Origin of the sequence: Nonomuraea sp. JJY05, assembly GCF_043496855.1 — a bacterium.
Lineage (GTDB): Bacteria > Actinomycetota > Actinomycetes > Streptosporangiales > Streptosporangiaceae > Nonomuraea.
On sequence record NZ_JBIEIS010000004.1, the window covers coordinates 143364 to 162038 of the forward strand.

Here is an 18675-nt window from a genome sequence, read left to right on the forward strand (position 1 = left end):
GGCGTAGCGAGGGCCCGGGGCAAGATCGGGGCAGGTGGGGGTCGGCTGTGCGAGGGCGGGTCCCTTGCCCGAGCGGGGCCCTCGCGCGAGCGGGATCCCTCGCCGGAGCAGGGCGTCCACGGTCGGACAGGACCCCGCTTGGCCGGGCGGGGGCTCATGGCTGGGCGGGACCCTCCTCCCTATGCGGGGCCGTTCGCCTGGGCGGGGCCCTCTTGCCGGTGGTGGCAGCCGTTGTCTGCGAGGTGCCTTCGTCTGTGCAGGTGATGGCCCGGTCGGGGGCCGCTCGGCACCGCGACGTGACGGCGGCGCTGGTGATCAGCGCGTGGTCTCGAGGGTGACGGTGCGGCCGAGGAAGGCTAGGAGCCGCTGGTGGGCGGTGGCGTCGGCCGGAGCGGGCAGTTCGGGGCCGAACATGCCCGGCCGGCGGAAGGCGCCGAAGTCCATGCCGCGCATGACCGTCAGCAGTTCCTCGCAGGAGCGCTGGTCGACGAGGTGCTCCTGGTGGGTGGCGAGTGCCAGGTCGACGCCGTGCACCAGCACTTCGGTGAGGTGGATGAGCGCCGCCATCGCCCCCGGCACGGTGCCGAACCCCAGGCGCACGTTCGTCTCCAGGGCGCCGGGGCGGTGCCAGGCCGCGCGGTCCAGGTCGGCCGCGACGTCACCGACCTCATCGCCGAACGCGGCTACGGGAACTTCACTGTCGGCGAGGTCGCGGCCCGCGCCGGTGTGGCCGACACCAGCGTCTACCGCCGCTGGGGCAACCTCGAGGCCCTGCTCATGGACGTGGCGATCACCTGGCTGACCACGCAGTCGCCGATCCCTGACACCGGCAGCCTGGCGGGCGACCTGCGCGCCTATGCCGCCAACGTGGCCCGCGACGTCACCGGCCCTGAGGGGCCGGCGGTGCTGCGCCTGGTCATCGCCCTGTCCACGGCGGGGCAGCACGGCCTGCGGGCGCGCGACGCGTTCCTCGCCGAACGCTCCCGCCAGCTCCAGGCCATGCTCGACCGGGCCCGCGACAGGAGCGAGCATCCCCCGGACGTCCTGGACGTCCTCGACCACATTTTGGCCCCGATGTACATCCGGATCCTGTTCGGAGCGGGCCCGCTCACCCCCGACTACGCCGACAGCCTGGTCGACCGCCTCCTGTCACACAGGTGAGGTTCGCGGGCCGTGGTGGCTCGACGGGCAATTGGTTCCTGCCGGTGCGCACGCGCCGACGTCGAGGGCATGAGCGCCGCCCGCCTGGCCAGATGTCCGACAGTCATGGACTGAACGGCCCCCGCGGGCGTCCGCGATCCCCGTGTGCGCGATCTCCTGCTCGTCGGTCGCCGTATGAGGGCGTGTCGCCGTATGCGGGCATGTCGGCGTATGGGGCGTGTCGCCGTGTGCGGGCGTGTCGGCGTACGGGGAGTGTGCGGCTGTGCGGGTGTTTTCAGATCCGACGAAGGAGAGCGGACGCTGCCTCGACGCTCTCGGCGATGTCGAGCCGTCCCCAGCGAACAGGCCAGGAGAAGCGGCGGTCGACGGTCCAGGCCAGGACGGCGTCCAGGGAGTCCAGGGAGTCCAGGCTATTCGAGTCGGCGATCACCAGGGCCGCGGCAGGGCCGACGGCGGGGTCGGCGATGGCGCACCACGAGGAGTCCGCCAGGGGAAAGGCGTCCGACCGGAACATTCCGTGCAGGGTCGCGCAATCGTCGTCGAGCGGACTGCGTTCGCTGTCGAAGTAACGGCCGAACACGAAGTTGCCCAGCACGGCATCGGTGAAGGCGCCGACGAAGCGGAGCGTCTGCGCGCCGGCCCCGCCCGCCCGGCCCGGCCAGTACGTCAGCGTACGGGTGCGGATGCCCGACGGCGTCCGCCAGCTCCGGCAGTACACGCTGCCGGGGCACGGCGCGGACGGCCTGCGCCGCATCACGGCCAAGCGGGTCGGCGACGGCGAGGTGTCCAGCCTCCTGCACGCCACCGTCAAGGAGGGGGACGAACTGACCCTTTCCGCGCCGTTCGGCGACGTGGCGCTCGACGGCGGCGAGGCCCCGCTCGTGCTCGTCTCGGCGGGCATCGGCTGCACCCCGATCACCGCGATGCTGGAGCACCTGGCGCTCACCGGCGACACCCGCCGGGTCCTGGTGCTGCACGCCGACCGCCCCCCGGCCGCCCACGCCCTGCGCGCGGACATGGAACGTCTGGCCGACGCCCTGCCCGGCGGGGAGCGGATCTTCTGGTACGAGGAAGGCCACCCCCGTACCGGGAGGATGTCCCTGGACGGGGTGGACATCCCGGCGGGCGCGGTCGTCTACATGTGCGGGCCTGTTCCGTTCATGCGGGCGGCGCGCGGCGAGCTCATCGCGGCCGTGGTCGCGCCCCTCGACCTCCACTACGAGGTGTTCGGCCCGGACCTCTGGCTCGGCGCGGCCCGAAGGCGGCGCGACCTGAAAGCGGCGTGGCCTGCCTTCTCCTACTGATCAATGACCGACGCTCTGGTAATGGTCGAGCTGACGCCGCCAGACGAGGTACGCCAGCACGATCAGGATCACTCCCACCAGCGGGGCGGTCAGGGCCCAAGGGTTGGCGATCTTGCCCAGCACGACGCTCGCCGGCACGTACGCCACGAAGGCGACCGGCAGCACGAACGTCAGCAGCCACTCCACCACGCCACCGAAGATCCTCATCGGGTACGAGCCGAACTTGCTGAAGACGTCGTCGACGAAGACCCGCAGGGCGAAGGTGTCGATCATGCGGAGCGACAGGGAGCAGAGCGCGAGGAAGAAGGCGGCCTCGATGAGAGCGCCGCCGACGATCGCCATGAGGCAGAAGGCGATCAGCCAGGCGTTCCACCGGACCTGCGCGTTCTGGCCGGCCACGGCGACCAGCGTCACGCCCACCAGCAGGTCGCCGAACTGGGCGATGCCCATCCGGCTGCCCATGAGCTGGACGAGGGGGTTGAGCGGGCGGAGCAGGAAGCGGTCGAACTCCCCGTTGAGGACGAGCCACTGGATGTCGTTCACGCTCATCAGGGGGATCATGGCCAGGGCGTGGGCGGTCAGGCGCAGGCCGTAGAGGAAGGCGATCTCCGCCAGGCCCCAGCCCGCCAGCGACGGGAAGGTGTGCATCACCACCCAGATGAAGGCGAATCCGGTGCCCTGCCAGATCGCGCCGCTGAGGACGCCGATCACGGTGTTCATGCGGTACTGCAGGGCGCCGCGGGCGGAGGCGCGCTGGAGCAGGACGTACAGCCGCAGGCCGCGCAGGATCTCAGCCACCCTGGATCACCACCCTTCGGCAGGCCCGGGACCAGGTCAGCCCGAGCAGGCCCCACAGTCCCGCGATCCAGGCGAGCTCAACCACCACAGGTCCTGAAATATCGGAGATGTGGCCGATGTAGACCGCCGCGGGCACGTAACCCATGTACTTGAAGGGCAGGATCTCGGCCAGTTCGCCCAGGAAGCCGGGGAAGAAGGCGAGCGGCACCATCGTCCCGGCGAAGAACTGGCTGACCAGCCGGTAGAGCAGCGAGATCGCCCCGGTCTCCATGGTCCAGAAGCCGATCAGGCTGATCAGCAGCGACAGCTGTACGGCGATCACGTACCCGAGCACCAGGGTGATCACATAGCCCGGGCCGTTGACCGGCACGGTGATCGAGCCGACCAGCAGGACCACGGGGACGACCGGGGCGAGCAGCAGCAGCCCGCCCGCGGTGTTCCCCACCTGGAAGGCGGCCATCTGCCGCAGGTAGCCGACCGGGCGGGCCAGGTCGAAGAAGACCATCCCGGTACGGATGCGGCGATGGACGGTGCGGGCGACGAGGGTGTGGGTGGCGAAGGCCTGCAGGTTGGCCAGCGTGAGGTAGGCCAGCAGCGCCTCCAGCGTGAGCCCGGCGGCCGCGGGGCGCGAGCCGTACACGGCGGTCCAGATCATGCGCAGCAGGAACACCTGGGCGACCATCGTCACGCAGGTCATGATGATGTTGCTGCGGTAGGCCAGGGCGAGGCGGAACCCGACGCGCGTCATCGGGTGTAGATCCCTTTGATCACGTTCTCCAGGGCGGGTTCCTCGATCGACAGGTCGCGGATGGTGTGCTCGGCGGCGATCGAGGCGATCATGCCCGGCAGATCGTCGTGGATCTCGAAGACGTAGCGCCCCTCGGCGTCCCGGGGCGCGCCGCGCACCTCCTCCGGCCCGGACTCGAGCAGCACCACCAGCCGCCGGGGCTGGTTCACCAGCGCGTCGATGGCACCGTCGAAGAGCACGCGGCCCCGGTCGATGAGGATGATCCGCTTGCACAACGCCTCGACGTCGGCCAGATCGTGCGTGGTCAGGATGACGGTGGTGCGGCCGGCACGGTTGGTCTCCACGATGAACTCGCGTACGGCCTCCTTGGCCACCACGTCCAGCCCGACTGTCGGCTCGTCGAGATAGAGCAGCGGAGGTTCGTACAGCACGGCCGCGGCCAGGTCGCCCCGCATCCGCTGGCCCAGGCTGAGCTGGCGCACCGGGGTGTCGAGGAACTCGTCGAGCCCGAGCAGGTCGCGCAGCTTGCTCAGCGACGTCTCGAAGCGCGCGGCGGGAACGTCGTAGAGCGAGCCCACCAGCCGTAACGACTCGATCAGCGGCAGGTCCCACCACAGCTGGCTACGCTGGCCGAACACCACCCCGACGTTGCGCGCGTTGGCCGAGCGGCTGCGCCAGGGCACCAGACCGTTGACCCGCACGGTGCCGCTCGTCGGGGTGAGGATGCCGGTGAGGATCTTGATGGTGGTGGACTTGCCCGCGCCGTTCGGCCCGAGGTAGCCGATGACCTCGCCCTCGTCGATGTCGAAGCTGACGTCGTCGACGGCCGTCTTGTGCTCGTACTGCCGGGTGACCAGCGTGCGTAACGCCCCGAAGGGGCCGGGGAAGGTGCGTGGCCGGCGAAAAACCTTGGTTAACCCCTCGACCCGGATCATGCAAGAATGCTTTCTTCGGGGCGCGCATGCTGCAACTTATTTTCACGACCCGGCCGGGCCCACCCTAGCTGGAGGTGGCCGAAACCCAGATGGTCCACCCCTGGCGGCAGGTGTCGGAGGGGAACTTGTTGTCACAGCCCATGACGGTGAAACTGACCCGCTTCCCCGCGCCGGGGTAGACCACGAGACGGCCACGCGTACGAGGCTGGTCCTTCAGTTTCAGCTCGCCCTTCAGCCCGCCGCTGAGCGTCACCCGGTAGTAGTCGTAGTTGAAGGGCGTGCTCGGCCCCCAGCGGAAGACCAGGCCGTTCCTGCCGTTGATCTTGGCGGAGTAGGCCGCGACGATCATTTTCGGGCCCTGGTCCGGCGACCAGGCGATCTGGCCGTCGTCGAAGTTCTGCCTGCGGCCGTTGCGGTTCGGCACGCTTCGCTCCTCGTCGGTGGCGCAGCCGATGATGGCGCTCTCCCCGCCGAGCGAGCTCCAGTAGTCGCCGATCAGCCCGTACGGCTGGATCTCGCACGCCCGCGCGGAGGCCGGCTGGGCCACGAAGGCCGACCCGGCCATGGCCACCACCGCGGTTGCCGCGATGCGAAGTGTCTTGTTCATGTTCTTCCTGCCCTTCGGGAACGATCTCTGCCTTGAAGGTAGGCAGGATCGGACAGGGCGGCATGAGTAGGGCCTACTCATTTGTCGAGGGGCGGTCACGCCGGTGGGTATACGGCGGCGGGCCGGCCGCAGGCGTACTTCCGGGAGCCCGACGAGGCGCTGTGGGCCGAACGCTGGGGACTCCCGAGCGCCGCCGGCTACGGCGAGTACCTGCGGGCGGCGCTGGCCGCCGGGCGGACGGAGAACGGGGTGTTCGGCGCGAAGCTCATGTGGGGGACGCTGGACCACGTGGTCGCCAGGCTCATGCTGGTCCACCCCGGCCTGGCGGGTCAGGACGTGCGGCTGCTGGAACGGGCCTTCGGCCGCACGCGGTTCGTGTACCTGCGGCGCGACGACGTCCTGGCGCAGGCGGTGTCCTGGCTGCGCGCCGAGCAGACCGGTACGTGGTACCTCGACAACGCCGGCGAGGCCGGCGGCGGCGCGCCGGGCGGGCGGGCGCCCAGCTACGACGCGGCCGGCATCAGGGAGCTGATCGAGCGGATCGAGGAGCACAACGCGGCCTGGGAGAGGTGGTTCGCCTCCAGCGGCGTGCGGCCGCACCAGGTGCGGTACGAGGACCTCGACGCGGACCCGGCGGGGGTGACCCGGGGGATCCTCGGCTTCCTGGGGCTCGACCTGCCCGAAGGACGCGCGATCGTGGCCGGCCACCGGCGCCAGGCCGACGAGCTGAACACCGCCTGGATCGAGCGCTACCGCCAGGAGTGAACGGCCCGCAACCCGAAGAGCCCCGCAATCCGCATGCCGGAAGAGTTGCGGGGGGAGTACGGCAAGCTCGTCACCCAGGCCGCCCGCACTCTGACGAAGTCTCTGACCTGAGCGGGGCGAAACGGCAACTTGTCATCTGTACGTGCGGAAACTTTCTGGAAATGCGGGCGTCGAATGCTGGCCTGACCCTGCGGTGATCAGCACGAATATAACAGTTTGCACCCTCTTGACACGCCGAAACCCAGACCCTAAGTTGCCGCAATATTAACGGGAATTCCTCGAAAGTTTCGGCTGCAGGCCGGCTAAGAGCCGAAAGGGTGGCATGAGGGGCCAGGTACCAATCGACAAGTGGCGGAACCCGCGGCTGTCTGCCGCCGAGCGGGCCGAGGCGCTCATCCCGCTCATGACGCTGGAGGAGAAGGTCGCCCAGCTCGTCGGCGTCTGGGTCGGCGCCGACGCCTCAGGGGGAGGCGTCGCCCCGCACCAGGCCGACATGGCGGGAGTGGAGTGGAGCGACGTCATCGCTCACGGGCTGGGCCAGCTGACCCGCCCGTTCGGCACGGCGCCGGTCGACCCCGTCGCCGGCGCTCGCTCGCTGGCCGCCTCGCAGGCCCAGATCGTGGCCGCCAGCAGGTTCGGGATCCCGGCCCAGGTCCACGAGGAGTGCCTGACCGGCTTCGCCGCCTGGCGCGCGACCGTCTATCCGACGCCGCTGAGCTGGGGCGCCTCCTTCGACCCCGAGCTGATCGAGGAGGTGGCCGGGCGGATCGGCCGGTCCCTTCGGGCCGCCGGCGTCCACCAGGGCCTGGCCCCGGTCCTCGACGTCACCCGCGACTACCGCTGGGGCCGCACCGAGGAGACGATCGGCGAGGACCCCTACCTGGTCGGGACGGTCGGCGCGGCCTACGTGCGCGGGATCGAGGGCGCGGGCGTCGTCGCCACCCTGAAGCACTTCGCCGGCTATTCAGCCTCCCGGGGCGGCCGCAACCTCGCCCCCGCCCACATGGGAGGCAGGGAACTGGCGGACGTGATCCTGCCGCCGTTCGAGATGGCCCTGCGCCTGGGCGGCGCCCGGTCGGTGATGAACTCCTACGCCGAGATCGACGGCCTTCCCGCCGCGGCCGACGAGGGCCTGCTCACCCGGCTGCTGCGCGAGGAGTGGGGGTTCGCGGGCACGGTGGTCGCCGACTACTTCTCCATCCGGTTCCTGCAGAAGCTGCACGGCGTCGCGGCGGAGGCCGCGGACGCGGCCGGGCTCGCGCTACGGGCCGGGATCGACGTCGAGCTGCCCACGGTGGACACCTTCGGCGCCCCGCTGATCGAGGCCGTGAAGTCGGGACAGGTCGACGAGGCGCTCGTCGACCGGGCGCTGGGCCGGGTGCTGGCGCAGAAGGCCGAGCTCGGGCTGCTCGACGAGGACTGGCGGCCGCTGCCCGGCGAACCCGAGGACGTGCGCCTCGACGACGACGAGAGCCAGGAGCTCGCCCTGCGCCTGGCGCGCGAGTCGATCGTGCTGGTGCGCAACACCGGCGGCCTCCTGCCGCTCAACCCGGGCCGGCGGGTGGCCCTCGTGGGCCCGGTGGCCGACGACCCGATGGCGATGCTCGGCTGCTACGCCTTCCCCGCCCACGTGGGCCCGCACCCCGAGCACGGGCTCGGGCTCGACCTCCTCTCGCTGCGCGAGGCGCTCGGCACGCTGATCCCCGATCTCGCGTACGAGCCGGGCTGTGAGATCACCGGCGACGACGCCTCCGGGATCGCGGCGGCCGTCGCCGCGGCGGCGGAGAGCGACGTGTGCGTGCTCGCCGTCGGCGACCGGGCGGGGCTGTTCGGGCGCGGCACCTCCGGCGAGGGCTGCGACGCCGCCGACCTGCGCCTGCCGGGCGTGCAGTCCGAGCTGGTCCGGGCGGTGCTCGCGACCGGCACCCCGGTGGTCCTGGTGCTGCTGTCCGGGCGGCCGTACGCGCTGGGCCCGGAGCTCGACGCGGCCGCGGCCGTCGTCTATGGCTTCTTCCCCGGCCAGCGGGGCGGCCAGGCGCTGGCGGAGGTGCTCACCGGCGCCGTCAACCCGTCCGGCCGGCTGCCGGTCAGCGTGCCGCGCGACGCCGGCGGCCTGCCCGCCACCTACCTGTCGCCGTGGCTCGGGCGCCGTACGCAGGTGTCGTCGGTGGACCCGACGCCCGCGTACTCGTTCGGGCACGGGCTGAGCTACACCACGTTCGAGTGGGAGCCCCTCGACACGGGCGCGGCCGAGTGGCCGGTGGACGGCGAGGTCACCGTCGGGGTGAGCGTCCGCAACACCGGATCGCGGGCCGGCGCCGAGGTCGTCCAGCTCTACCTGCACGACCCGGTCGCGCAGACCACCAGGCCGGTGGTGCGGCTGGTCGGCTACGCCCGCGTCCCGCTGGAGGCCGGACAGGCCGCGCGCGTGGAGTTCACCGTCCCGGCCGACGCCGCGTCGTTCACCGGCGTGCGCGGCCGGCGCATCGTCGAGCCCGGTGACGTCGAGCTGCGCTTCGGGCGCTCCAGCGCGGACGCGGCGACCGATGCCGTGGCGGCCGTGCCCCTGCGCCTGACCGGCGGCGAGCGCGAGCTCGGGCACGACAGGAACCTGCTGGTCACGGCTCGTATCACACGGGAAGGAGCGGGATGAGCACGACGTCGTTGGACAATCCGCCGCAGGGCGTGCAGGCCGCGGGGCCGGCGCCCAGCCGGCGCAGACGGGCCAAACCCGGCACCTGGCGGCACGCGATCCGGCGCGACTGGCAGCTGTACTCGCTGGCGATCCTGCCGCTGCTGTTCTTCGCGATCTTCCGGTACCTCCCGATGCTCGGCAACGTGATCGCCTTCCGCAAGTTCGAGCCCGGCGGGAGCATCTTCGGCGAAAGCTGGGTGGGCCTGCGGTACGTGAAGATGTTCCTGAGCGACCCGTCGTTCTGGACCGTGTTCACCAACACGCTCGTCCTCGGCGCGCTGACCCTGCTGTTCTGCTTCCCGCTGCCGATCGTGCTGGCGCTGCTGCTCAACGAGGTGCGCAACCGGCGCGTGAAGCGGTTCCTGCAGTCGGTGTCCTACCTGCCGCACTTCCTGTCGATGGTCATCGTGGCCGGCATCGTCATGCAGATGCTGGCCATCGACGGGCCGGTGAACCAGATCGTGAAGGTGTTCGGCGGGGAGCCCACCGCGTTCATGCAGAAACCGGAGTGGTTCCGCACGATCTTCGTCTCGTCGGAGGTCTGGCAGACCGTCGGCTGGGGCACCATCCTCTACCTGGCCGCGCTGACCACCATCGACGAGCAGCTCTACGAGGCGGCCCGGATGGACGGCGCCGGCCGGTTGCGGCAGATCTGGCACGTCACCCTGCCGGGCATCCGGCCGACGGCGATCACGCTGCTGATCCTCAACATCGGCACGTTCATGGCCGTGGGCTTCGAGAAGGTCCTGCTGCTGTACAACCCGCTGACCTATCCGACCGCCGACGTGATCTCCACGTACCTGTACCGCATGGGCGTGGAGTCCAGCAACCTGAGCTACGCCGCCGCGATCGGCCTGTTCGAGGCCCTGGTCGGCGTGGTGCTGATCCTCTCGGCGAACCTCATCTCCCGCCGCACAGTAGGGACGAGCCTGTGGTGACCGTCGAGAAGACCCGTGGCTACCGCGCCTTCCAGGTGGTCAACGCCGTCATCCTGAGCGGCGTCGTGATCGTGACGCTCTATCCCTTCCTCAACATCCTCGCGCGCTCGTTCAGCGAGGAGCGCTACATCGTCGGCGGGCAGGTCAACCTCATCCCGCGCGGGTTCAACCTCACGACCTACAAGCTCGTGGTGTCGGACCCGACGTTCTGGACGAACTACGGCAACACGATTGTCTACACCGTCGTGGCCACGGCGATCGCCATGCTGCTGACGACGTGCTACGCGTACGTGCTGTCCAAGAAGCACCTCAAGGGCCGCACGTTCCTGATCTGGGTCGCCGTCTTCACCATGATCTTCTCCGGCGGCCTGATCCCCAACTACGTGCTGGTCAACGGCCTCGGGCTGACCAACTCCATCTGGGCCATCGTCCTGCCCAACGCCATCAGCGTCTTCAACCTCCTGGTCATGAAGGCGTTCTTCGAGGGCCTGCCGCACGAGCTGGAGGAGGCCGCCGCCATCGACGGCCTGAACACCTACGGCGTCCTCTGGCGGGTGGTGCTGCCGCTGTCGAAGGCGGTCATCGCCACGATGGTGCTGTTCTACGCGGTCTCGTTCTGGAACTCGTGGTTCACGGCGTTCCTCTACCTGAACAAGACCGAGTTGTTCCCGGTGACCATCTACCTGCGCAACCTCATCGCGGGCGCCACCGGCGCCGAGTCCGCGGGCGCGTCGCTCAGCGAGGCGTCGGCGGCGGCGGCCAACATCCAGTCGGTGACGATCATGCTCACCGTCCTTCCCATCCTGGCGGTCTACCCCTTCGTGCAGAGGTACTTCGTCTCGGGCGTCATGCTCGGCGCGGTCAAGGGTTAACCACTGTCCCTCCGAAAGGATCCCCCCATGCAGCACATCTCCCGCCGGCAGGCACTCCTCGGGCTGGGTGCGCTCACTCTGGCCGTCGCCGGTTGTGGCGAGGACGAGGCTCCGAAGAAGGCCGCCGACGTGTCCGCGAACAAGGCGGGCGCGATGGCCAGCTACGGCGTCGGCCAGCAGTTCAAGGCCACCGAGCCGGTCTCGTTCGACGTGCTCTACAACAACCACCCGTTCTACCCGGGCAAGAGCGACTGGCTGTTCTGGCAGGAGTTGACCAAGCGGACCAACGTGACGCTCAAGCCGCTGGAGGTGCCGCTCAGCGACTACGACAAGAAGCGCGGCCTGCTGGTGGGCTCGGGGCAGGCCCCGCTCATCATTCCGAAGACCTACCACCCGGCCGAGGAGGCGTTCGTCTCCTCCGGCGCCATCCTGCCGGTCAGCGACTACTTCGACCTGATGCCCAACTTCAAGGACAAGGTCGCCAAGTGGAAGATGGAGCCGGAGCTGGACACGCTGCGCCAGGCCGACGGCCGCATCTACCTGCTGCCGGGGCTCCACGAGGAGGTCTGGGTCGACTACTCGCTGGCGGTGCGGACCGACATCCTGGAGAAGCACAAGCTGGAGGTCCCGAAGACCTGGGACGAGCTGTACACCGTGCTCAAGGCGCTGAAGAAGGAATATCCGGACCTCTACCCGATGACCGACCGGTTCGGCGTCCCCACGCCCGGCGGCAACCTGTTCAAGCTCGTCGCCCAGGCCTACGGCGCCAAGGGCGGCTGGGAGTACCAGCACGCGACCTTCGACGCCACGGCCGGCAAGTTCGTCTACACCGGCGCGATGCCGCAGTACAAGCAGATGCTGGAGTATCTGAACAAGCTCGTGAAGGAGAAGCTGCTCGACCCGGAGAGCTTCACCCAGCAGGACGAGCAGGCCAAGCAGAAGTTCAACTCCGGCAAGTCGTTCGTGATCAGCGCGAACGCGCAGTCGATCGTCAACGATTACCGCCCGACGCTGACCAAGCTCGTGCCCGGCGCGAAGGTCGCCAAGATCCCGGTGCCGATGGGCCCGGTCGGCGACTCCAAGATCGGCACCCGGCTCGAGAACGGCGTCATGATCTCCAAGAAGGCGCTGGAGAACAAGAACTTCGTCGCCATGATGCAGTTCATCGACTGGCTCTGGTACTCCGACCAGGGCGAGGAGTTCGCCAAGTGGGGCGTCGAGGGCACGACGTACACCAAGGACGCCTCGGGCGCATTCAAGCTCGCCAAGGACATCGACTTCGTCGGCCTCAACCCCGGCGCGCCCAAGCACCTGCAGAAGGACTTCGGCTTCTCCAACGGCGTGTTCGCCTACGGCGGCACGACCAAGCTGCTGAACTCCACCTTCTCCGAGGAGGAGCTGGCCTTCCAGGACGTGATGAACGCCAGGAAGGCCGTCCCGGTCGAGCCGCCGCACCCGTTCAACGACGAGGAGCGCGAGCAGGCCACGCTGTGGGAGACGCCGCTGAAGGACTACGTCACCCAGCAGACGCTCAAGTTCGTCCTCGGCGAGCGTGACCTGAGCGAGTGGGATGCCTACGTCAAGGAGCTGGAGGCCAAGAACATGACCTCCTACATCAACCTCGTCAACACCGCCTACGAGCGCTTCAAGAAGGACCACGGCTGACCGACCCGCGGGGCCCGGGCCGGGCCGGGGAGAGGAGAGCCGTTGACTTCCTCTCTCCCGCAAGCGAGGGGAGTCCAACCCTCACGGGTTGGGCTTCCTGCTTCACCACCGATCGCCCGCCGAGGAGGACTCCTCTTGAGGTCTTACATCAGCTCCACAGGCGTTTCAGCTCTCCGCCAGCCCGGCGGCGAGCACGTTCTTGGCAGCGTTGACGTCCCGGTCGTGGACCACACCACAGGCGCATCTCCACTCCCGGATGGTCAGCGGCATGCTTCCGGCCAGCGCGCCGCACGCCGAACACAGCTGGGAGGAGGGAAACCAGCGGTCCACCGCCACCAGCGTCCGCCCGTACCAGGCGGCCTCGTACTCCAGCATCGACCGCAACTCCCGCCAGCTCGCGTCCGAGATGACGCGGGCCAACCGGCGGTTTTTGACCATGTTGCGGACTGTCAGGTCCTCCACGGCGATCACTTGGTTCTCGCGAACAAGCCGGGTGGACAGTTTGTGCAGGAAATCCCGGCGCCGGTCGGTGATCCGCGCGTACACGCGCGCCGCCTTGATCCGGGCTTTGGCTCGGTTGTTCGAGCCCTTCGCCTTGCGGGCGAGCTCACGCTGGACCTTGGCGAGCTTGCGCCGGTCGCGGCGTTCATGTCGGGGGTTGACGACCTTCTCGCCGGTGGACAGCGTGACCAGCGCAGTGATCCCCGCGTCCAAGTTCATCTTCGCCAGCGTGAGCTGGCCGTCGCGCCAGCGGAACGCGCTTCGGGTGTATTGGGCGCTCGCCCGCGACTTCTTGCGGGACTTGAACGTCGGATACTTGGCCCGCTTGGCGAAGAAGTTCGCAAACGCCGCTTGCAGGTGTCGCAGGGCCTGTTGGAGCGGAACGCTGGACACCTCGGCAAGGAAGGCCAACTCGGAGGTATTCGATGAGCGAGGTGTCGGCGCGGCGGCGGTTCGGCGAGGGGCCGCTCTCGCGGGCCGCCACGCTGATCTACAGCCTGCTGGTGGTCGAGGGCCTGTTCCTGGTCGCGACCGCGCCCGGCCTGATCGCGCTGACCCTGCTCGGCGCCGACGCCGCCAACGTGCCGCTGGTGGCGGCCTGCGCGCTGCCGCTCGGCCCCGCGCTGTCCGCCGCCCTCTACGCGCTGCGCCACCGCAGCCGGGACCTGACCGACCTCCATCCGGCGGCGGCGTTCTGGCGCGGTTACAAGGCCAACGTGCGCGGCGTGCTGACGATCTGGGTGCCGTGGCTCGTCGCGCTGGCCGTCGTCGGGACAAACCTGGCGAACTTCGCCGTCGCCGGCGTCCCGGGGTGGTGGGCGGTGCTGCTCGTGCTCGTCGCGCTGGCGGCGATGCTGTGGGCCGCCAACGCCCTGGTGATCACGTCGCTGTTCGCCTTCCGGGCGGTGGACGTGGCGCGGCTGGCCTCGTACTTCCTCATGCGCCACCCGAAGGCCGCTTTCGGCAACGCGTCCCTGCTGATCGTGGCGGGCGGCCTCACGATGGTCGCCACCGAGCTGGCGCCCGCCCTGCTGGCCTCGGCGTTCGCCGCGGCGCTGCTGTGGAACAGCCGCCCCATGATCGACGAGGTCCGCGAGCGCTTCACCGCCTAGGACTGGCCACCGCCGCCGTCCGGCTGCCAAGGTGATCATCTGAACAACCGCGGCAACCGAAGGGCTGGTCATGAGAGTTGGGGAAGGCGGCGGTGGCGTGCCGCCGGCGCTGCGGCTGGGCGTGGTGTGCCTGCTGGTCGCCACCGTGTTCGCCGGCCTCGGCATGTGTGCCACAACTCTGGGTGACGCCGAAGTGCGGCGTGCCGTGGAGACGGCTTCCCCTCAGGACGTCGGTGTCACGGTCGCCGGAGTGATCAACGCCGGGAACTTCGCCACGTTCGACCGGGTCGTGCGGGCACAGACCGCTCTGGCCTTCGGCGGTGCGGCCACCGAGGTGACCACCCTGCTCCGCTCGGACGGCTACGCGATGCCGGGCCAGGAGAAGCTGAGGTACCGGCGGCCGGAGCGGCTCAGGTTCGGCAGTCTCGACGGGTACCAGCAGCACGCGCGCCTGATCGGCGGCTCCTGGCCCCGGTCGCGCACCGAGCCGGTCGAGGCGGCGATCTCCCGGGCCGCCGCCTCGCTCACCGGCTTCACGCCCGGGCAGGTGTTCACCACGGTCGGCCGGATCGACGCCAAGCCGGTACGGGTCAAGATCACCGGGGTGTTCGTGCCCGACGACCCGTACGGGCCGCGCTGGGCCGGCGACCCGATGCTCGGCCGGGGCGTCGAGAGGGAGGGATACACCACCTACGGCCCGCTCATGGTGGACCAGGCCACGTTCCTCGACCGCTTCGCCGAAACGGTCGACGCCACCTGGACCGTCGTGCCCGACCTGCGCGGCCTGCCGGCCGAGCGGCTGCGTGCGGCGGCCGCCCGGCTGCCGGACCTGCGCGAACGGTTCAAGGAGAACGGCTGCCCCGACTGCACGCCGGCCGGCGCGCTCCCCGGCACGCTGGCCCGGATCGAGGCCGCCTCGCAGGCCGCCCGCTGGACCGTCCTGGGCGTGGCGGCGCTCCTGGCCCTGGCGCTGCTCCTCGCGCCCAGGCCCAGCCGTGCAGGCCGGGCCCTGGGCACGGCGGCGGTGGTCATGGGCTGCGCGTTCTTCGCCCCCTTCGTGGCCCGCCTGCTGCTGTCCCTGGCGGAGGCCGCGCCGTGGTGGCGGGCCGCGGGATTACGGCTGCCGGACCTGCCGGGAACGCTCCTGGTGGCGATCTCGATGGCGCTGGTCGCGGTCGTGTGCCTGGTCGCCGAGATACCGAGGCCGGGGATACGGGCGCTCTCCTCGGGGATCGCCGCCGCGATCGCCGTCCTCGCGATCTGCGCTGCCACGACCTGGCGTTCCTCGCAGTTGGATCAGGCCCGTCACCAGGCCGGCGCCGACGTGCGGCTGACCGGCCCGCCGGCGGGAGGCGAGCCGGGCGTCCTCGGCCGGGGCGCCGCCTTCACCGCGCTGCCCGGGGTCAGCGCCGTCGTGCCCGGCCACCGCGATCGCGTCGACGTCGACCTCCGCTACAGCACGCTCCTCGGCGTCGACGCCGACCTCCTCGGCGAGGTGGTCAGGCTGCGGCCCGACCTGTCGGACCGGACGGTTACGCAGGTGGCGGCCACGATGGTCGCCGGCCGTCCCGAGATCGGCGCCCTGCCGCTTCCCGGTCAACCGCGCACGCTGACCGTCGAGGCGGAGCCGTCCGACGGCTCCCTGCGGCTGCGCGTAGTGGTCTCCGACGCGCTCGGCGTCTGGCACGACCTGCCGGTCGCACCACCGCGCGAAGGCTCCGCGAAGGCGGACGTGGACCTGGCCGGCCTGGCCGGCCGGGACGGGAGGATCGCCTACCCGCTGTCGGTCCGGGGGTTCCTCGGCGACGCCACCGACGACTCCCCCCATGTGACGACCGTAACCGCGTTGCGCGCCGACGGCCGGGAATTGACCCTGCCCGCGGGCCAGCGCTGGTCGGAAGGCGCGGAAGGCGATACGGGGCTGTTCTCGCTGAAGGTGAAGGACGGCGCGGTCGTCGTGCGGCCCGTACCGCTGAACGCCTCCCCGGCCCGGCCGGTGCCGATCGTGCTCACCGCCGATCTGGCAGCCTCGGCGAAGCTCGCCACGGGCCGGACCGGCACCATCTCGCTCGGACGGCGACCGCTCCAGGTCGAGCTCGCCGGTGTCGTCGAGCGCATGCCCGGCGCCGCTCCCGACTCGGCCGGAGTCCTCGTGGACTGGCAGACCCTGCAGGCCTGGAACCTGGCCGCGGCGCGGCCGCCGCTGCCCGCCACCGACTGGTGGCTCGCCGTGGACGGCGACGGGAGGGGGATCCGTGCGGCGGTGGCCAGGTCCGGATGGGACGTCACGGTGATCGACTCGCTGGATCCGGCGGCTCCGTCGCCCGCTCCGCTGGGCGTGGCGATCGCGCTGGGGCTGGTGGCCGCGGCCGGCCTCCTGCTCCGCTCCGCCGCCGCGGGCCGTTGGGGGAATCTATGGCACGCCGCCGGGGGCACCTTGGCGGGGCTGGGGCTCTGCTACGCCGCGCTGCCCCCGCTCGTGCGCGCCTGGCAGGGCGGGAGCGTCATGCCCGACGTCGTGCCGGACGTGCCGTGGCCCGCGATCGTCGCCCTGCCCGTGCTGTTCGCGGCGGTCACCGCCGTCGCCCGGCGGTTCGCCGGACGCCCCTCAGGGGATGTGCCTGCCGCGCGCGTCGGGAACGCCTGACTTGCGGAAGAAATAGGCGTTGATCTGGTCGCGCCACTCCTCGGCGCAGCGGACCTGCTCGTCGAGCCGCTCCTTGACCCGGGCGTACAGGTCCGGGTCCACGGCGCCGGCGAGCTTCTCCCAGTGCAGCCGCGTCTCGGCCGCCTCGTCCGCCCCCGCGAAGTGCGTGTCGTAGATGTGCTGGATGACCGTCGAGCCGCTGTGCAGCACGTGCCCGTACGGGACGTGGTGGAAGAACAGCAGCAGCTCGTCGGGGCAGCGCTCGAGCGACTCGTAGACGTCCGACCACGGCTGCGGGTACTGGCCGGTGAAGCCGGTGCCGGTGGCGCGCGTGCGGTCCACGCCCACGCCGTCGCGGTCGGCGAAGTGGTACGTGCCCCACGGCGTGTACTCGTACCCGTCCACGTCCGGGCCGTAGTGGTGGCCGGGGCGCACCATGAAGCCGACGCCGAGCGGCGCGGTGTAGCGCTCGTACGTGCGCCACGACCCGTCCATCATGGCGTGCAGGGTGCGCCGCAGCGACTCGCCGGGCCAGGCGAAGGTGAGGTCCATCCACTCGTCGAGGACGGCGGCCGGGTCGAGGCCCGGGTCCCAGGCCAGGCGGCCGAACGCGTACAGGTTGGCCTGCGCGAGCGGGTGGCCGGTCCAGTAGCGGTCGTCGCCCACGTTGGAGACCGCGACCAGGTCGCCCGCCTCGGCGACGTTCTCGAACGCGAGGATCTCGCTCCACATGGGGGCCAGGTAGCAGACGTGCCGCTGCTGGCCGGTGTACTCCTGGGTCACCTGCAGCTCCACCGCCAGGCGGGTGCCCCGCATCTCCAGGATCACCGGGGAGACCGGCTCGCGCGTCTGGAAGTCCATGGGGCCGTGCTTGACCTGCAGGATCGCGTTGTCCAGGAACCGGCCGTCGAGCGGGGCGAAGTGGTCGTAGGCGGCGCGGGCGCGGTCGGTCGAGCGGTCGCGCCAGTCCTGGCGGTGGTTGTAGACGAAGGCCCGCCAGTGCACGACCCCGCCGAAGGGGGCCAGGGCTTCGGCGAGCATGTTCGCGCCGTCGGCGTGGGTGCGCCCGTACGCGAACGGCCCCGGCTGGCCCTCCGAGTCGGCCTTCACCACGTACCCGCCGAAATCGGGGATCGTCGCGTACACCTGCTCGGTGGTCCGCGCCCACCACGCCCGCACGCCCTCGTCGAGCGGGTCGGCGGTGGACAGGCCGCCGAGGGCGATCGGGGAGGCGAAGTTGACCGACAGGTGCACGCGGATCCCGTACGGGCGCAGCTCGGCCGCGATCGCGGCCACCTCGCCGAGCCGGTCGGTCAGCAGGTGGGCCTCGGTGGCGTGCACGTTCACGTTGTTGATCGCGACCGCGTTGACGCCGGAGGCGGCCAGCAGCCGCCCGTAGGCCCGCACCCGGGTCAGGTCCGCGCGCAGGGCGCCCTTGTCCCAGAAGATCGACCCGCCCGAGTAACCGCGCTCGACCTGGCCCATCACCGGGTGCACGTCGATGTTGTCCCAGTGGTCGAGCATGCGCCTGCGCATCGCGGGCCGGTGGTGCTCCGTCTCCCTGTCGGCCCCGAACGCGGCCTCGCCGAGCCGTACGACGTGGAAGAACCCGTACAGCAGCCCGACCGGATCGCCGCCGGTCACCGTCGTCACGCCGTCCCGCCGCGCGATGGCGTACCCGTCCGCGCTCTCGGCCGCGTCCAGGCTCAGCACCAGGTCGTACGGGCCGTCGGCGGCGCTGCCGTACCGGGCGCGGGCCTGCTCGACCTCCGCCCGCACGGTCTCGGCGAGCGGCCCGTCGGCCCGCACGAGGGTACGGCGGGAACCGATCGCCCGGAACGCCTCGGGCGGCAGCCACGCCGCGTGGACGTCGGTCAGTTCGGGAATGGTCACGAGGCTCCTTCGGTCGGTCACCGAGGGACGAATC

At 70.6% G+C, this 18675-nt stretch carries 16 protein-coding genes and 1 pseudogene; 9 read left to right on the forward strand and 8 right to left on the reverse strand.

Features of this window, described 5'->3' with window-relative positions; translation table 11 throughout:
* Positions 1 to 315: 315 nt before the first annotated feature.
* Positions 316 to 600, reverse strand: coding sequence for a hypothetical protein (locus ACFKCF_RS06735; protein ID WP_394491732.1), 285 nt, complete (start codon positions 598 to 600; stop codon positions 316 to 318).
* A gap of 24 nt (positions 601 to 624) precedes the next feature.
* On the opposite strand from ACFKCF_RS06735, the gene ACFKCF_RS06740 reads away from it, so the two are divergent.
* Positions 625 to 1161: a TetR/AcrR family transcriptional regulator gene (locus tag ACFKCF_RS06740; RefSeq protein ID WP_394491734.1), complete on the forward strand. Its 537-nt coding sequence runs from the start codon at positions 625 to 627 to the stop codon at positions 1159 to 1161.
* 274 nt (positions 1162 to 1435) lie between these two features.
* On the opposite strand, the gene ACFKCF_RS06745 is transcribed toward ACFKCF_RS06740, so the two are convergent.
* Positions 1436 to 1879, reverse strand: a complete 444-nt coding sequence (locus ACFKCF_RS06745; RefSeq protein ID WP_394491736.1) for a hypothetical protein — start codon at positions 1877 to 1879, stop codon at positions 1436 to 1438.
* Here ACFKCF_RS06745 and ACFKCF_RS06750 point away from each other — a divergent pair.
* A complete protein-coding gene (locus ACFKCF_RS06750) occupies positions 1845 to 2465 on the forward strand; it encodes a hypothetical protein (RefSeq protein ID WP_394491738.1) in 621 nt (206 codons plus the stop codon). The genes ACFKCF_RS06745 and ACFKCF_RS06750 overlap by 35 nt on opposite strands.
* Here the strand turns inward: ACFKCF_RS06750 and ACFKCF_RS06755 are convergent, their stop codons facing one another.
* From ACFKCF_RS06755 to ACFKCF_RS06770, 4 genes are all read right to left on the reverse strand, one after another.
* On the reverse strand, positions 2466 to 3263 hold the full coding sequence (locus ACFKCF_RS06755; protein ID WP_394491740.1) for an ABC transporter permease: 798 nt from the start codon (positions 3261 to 3263) through the stop codon (positions 2466 to 2468).
* On the reverse strand, positions 3256 to 4011 hold the full coding sequence (locus ACFKCF_RS06760) for an ABC transporter permease (RefSeq protein ID WP_394491742.1): 756 nt from the start codon (positions 4009 to 4011) through the stop codon (positions 3256 to 3258). Before ACFKCF_RS06760 ends, ACFKCF_RS06755 begins: the two co-directional genes overlap by 8 nt.
* Entirely contained in the window at positions 4008 to 4946 is a 939-nt protein-coding gene (locus ACFKCF_RS06765) for an ATP-binding cassette domain-containing protein (RefSeq protein ID WP_394491744.1), read from the reverse strand. The genes ACFKCF_RS06760 and ACFKCF_RS06765 overlap by 4 nt, the downstream gene beginning before the upstream one ends.
* 64 nt (positions 4947 to 5010) lie before the next feature.
* The gene (locus ACFKCF_RS06770; RefSeq protein WP_394491746.1) at positions 5011 to 5553 is read right to left on the reverse strand and encodes an LGFP repeat-containing protein; all 543 of its coding nucleotides are present in this window, start codon (positions 5551 to 5553) and stop codon (positions 5011 to 5013) included.
* Between the two features lie 81 nt (positions 5554 to 5634).
* On the opposite strand from ACFKCF_RS06770, the gene ACFKCF_RS06775 reads away from it, so the two are divergent.
* The 5 genes from ACFKCF_RS06775 (at position 5635) to ACFKCF_RS06795 (ending at position 12488) form a co-directional block, all read left to right on the forward strand.
* Complete coding sequence (locus tag ACFKCF_RS06775) at positions 5635 to 6318, forward strand: Stf0 family sulfotransferase (RefSeq protein ID WP_394491748.1); 684 nt, start codon at positions 5635 to 5637, stop codon at positions 6316 to 6318.
* A 322-nt stretch (positions 6319 to 6640) separates the two neighbouring features.
* Positions 6641 to 8971, forward strand: a complete 2331-nt coding sequence (locus ACFKCF_RS06780; RefSeq protein WP_394491750.1) for a glycoside hydrolase family 3 N-terminal domain-containing protein — start codon at positions 6641 to 6643, stop codon at positions 8969 to 8971.
* On the forward strand, positions 8968 to 9951 hold the full coding sequence (locus ACFKCF_RS06785) for an ABC transporter permease (protein WP_394491752.1): 984 nt from the start codon (positions 8968 to 8970) through the stop codon (positions 9949 to 9951). The genes ACFKCF_RS06780 and ACFKCF_RS06785 overlap by 4 nt, the downstream gene beginning before the upstream one ends.
* On the forward strand, positions 9948 to 10823 hold the full coding sequence (locus ACFKCF_RS06790) for a carbohydrate ABC transporter permease (RefSeq protein ID WP_394491754.1): 876 nt from the start codon (positions 9948 to 9950) through the stop codon (positions 10821 to 10823). The genes ACFKCF_RS06785 and ACFKCF_RS06790 overlap by 4 nt, the downstream gene beginning before the upstream one ends.
* Before the next feature lie 27 nt (positions 10824 to 10850).
* Positions 10851 to 12488 (forward strand): extracellular solute-binding protein, encoded by a 1638-nt coding sequence (locus tag ACFKCF_RS06795; RefSeq protein WP_394491756.1) that lies wholly within the window; start codon positions 10851 to 10853, stop codon positions 12486 to 12488.
* On the opposite strand, the pseudogene ACFKCF_RS06800 reads toward ACFKCF_RS06795, so the two are convergent.
* Positions 12469 to 13397, reverse strand: a pseudogene (locus tag ACFKCF_RS06800) (RNA-guided endonuclease TnpB family protein); the annotation flags it as partial. The gene ACFKCF_RS06795 and the pseudogene ACFKCF_RS06800 sit on opposite strands and share 20 nt — an antisense overlap.
* A 17-nt stretch (positions 13398 to 13414) precedes the next feature.
* Here ACFKCF_RS06800 and ACFKCF_RS06805 point away from each other — a divergent pair.
* Entirely contained in the window at positions 13415 to 14101 is a 687-nt protein-coding gene (locus tag ACFKCF_RS06805; protein ID WP_394491758.1) for a DUF624 domain-containing protein, read from the forward strand.
* Between the two features lie 70 nt (positions 14102 to 14171).
* Entirely contained in the window at positions 14172 to 16748 is a 2577-nt protein-coding gene (locus ACFKCF_RS06810; RefSeq protein WP_394491760.1) for a hypothetical protein, read from the forward strand.
* Here ACFKCF_RS06810 and ACFKCF_RS06815 read toward each other — a convergent pair.
* A complete protein-coding gene (locus ACFKCF_RS06815) occupies positions 16710 to 18641 on the reverse strand; it encodes an alpha-glucuronidase (RefSeq protein ID WP_394491762.1) in 1932 nt (643 codons plus the stop codon). The two genes, ACFKCF_RS06810 and ACFKCF_RS06815, sit on opposite strands and share 39 nt — an antisense overlap.
* Positions 18642 to 18675: the final 34 nt, after the last annotated feature.

Coding starts and splice junctions, on each gene's coding strand:
- ACFKCF_RS06750 (WP_394491738.1), top strand. CDS start 1,845: ATGCCCGACGGCGTCCGCCAGCTCCGGCAGTACACGCTGCCGGGGCAC.
- ACFKCF_RS06760 (WP_394491742.1), bottom strand. CDS start 4,011: ATGACGCGCGTCGGGTTCCGCCTCGCCCTGGCCTACCGCAGCAACATC.
- ACFKCF_RS06765 (WP_394491744.1), bottom strand. CDS start 4,946: ATGATCCGGGTCGAGGGGTTAACCAAGGTTTTTCGCCGGCCACGCACC.
- ACFKCF_RS06770 (WP_394491746.1), bottom strand. CDS start 5,553: ATGAACAAGACACTTCGCATCGCGGCAACCGCGGTGGTGGCCATGGCC.
- ACFKCF_RS06780 (WP_394491750.1), top strand. CDS start 6,641: ATGAGGGGCCAGGTACCAATCGACAAGTGGCGGAACCCGCGGCTGTCT.
- ACFKCF_RS06785 (WP_394491752.1), top strand. CDS start 8,968: ATGAGCACGACGTCGTTGGACAATCCGCCGCAGGGCGTGCAGGCCGCG.
- ACFKCF_RS06795 (WP_394491756.1), top strand. CDS start 10,851: ATGCAGCACATCTCCCGCCGGCAGGCACTCCTCGGGCTGGGTGCGCTC.
- ACFKCF_RS06805 (WP_394491758.1), top strand. CDS start 13,415: ATGAGCGAGGTGTCGGCGCGGCGGCGGTTCGGCGAGGGGCCGCTCTCG.
- ACFKCF_RS06810 (WP_394491760.1), top strand. CDS start 14,172: ATGAGAGTTGGGGAAGGCGGCGGTGGCGTGCCGCCGGCGCTGCGGCTG.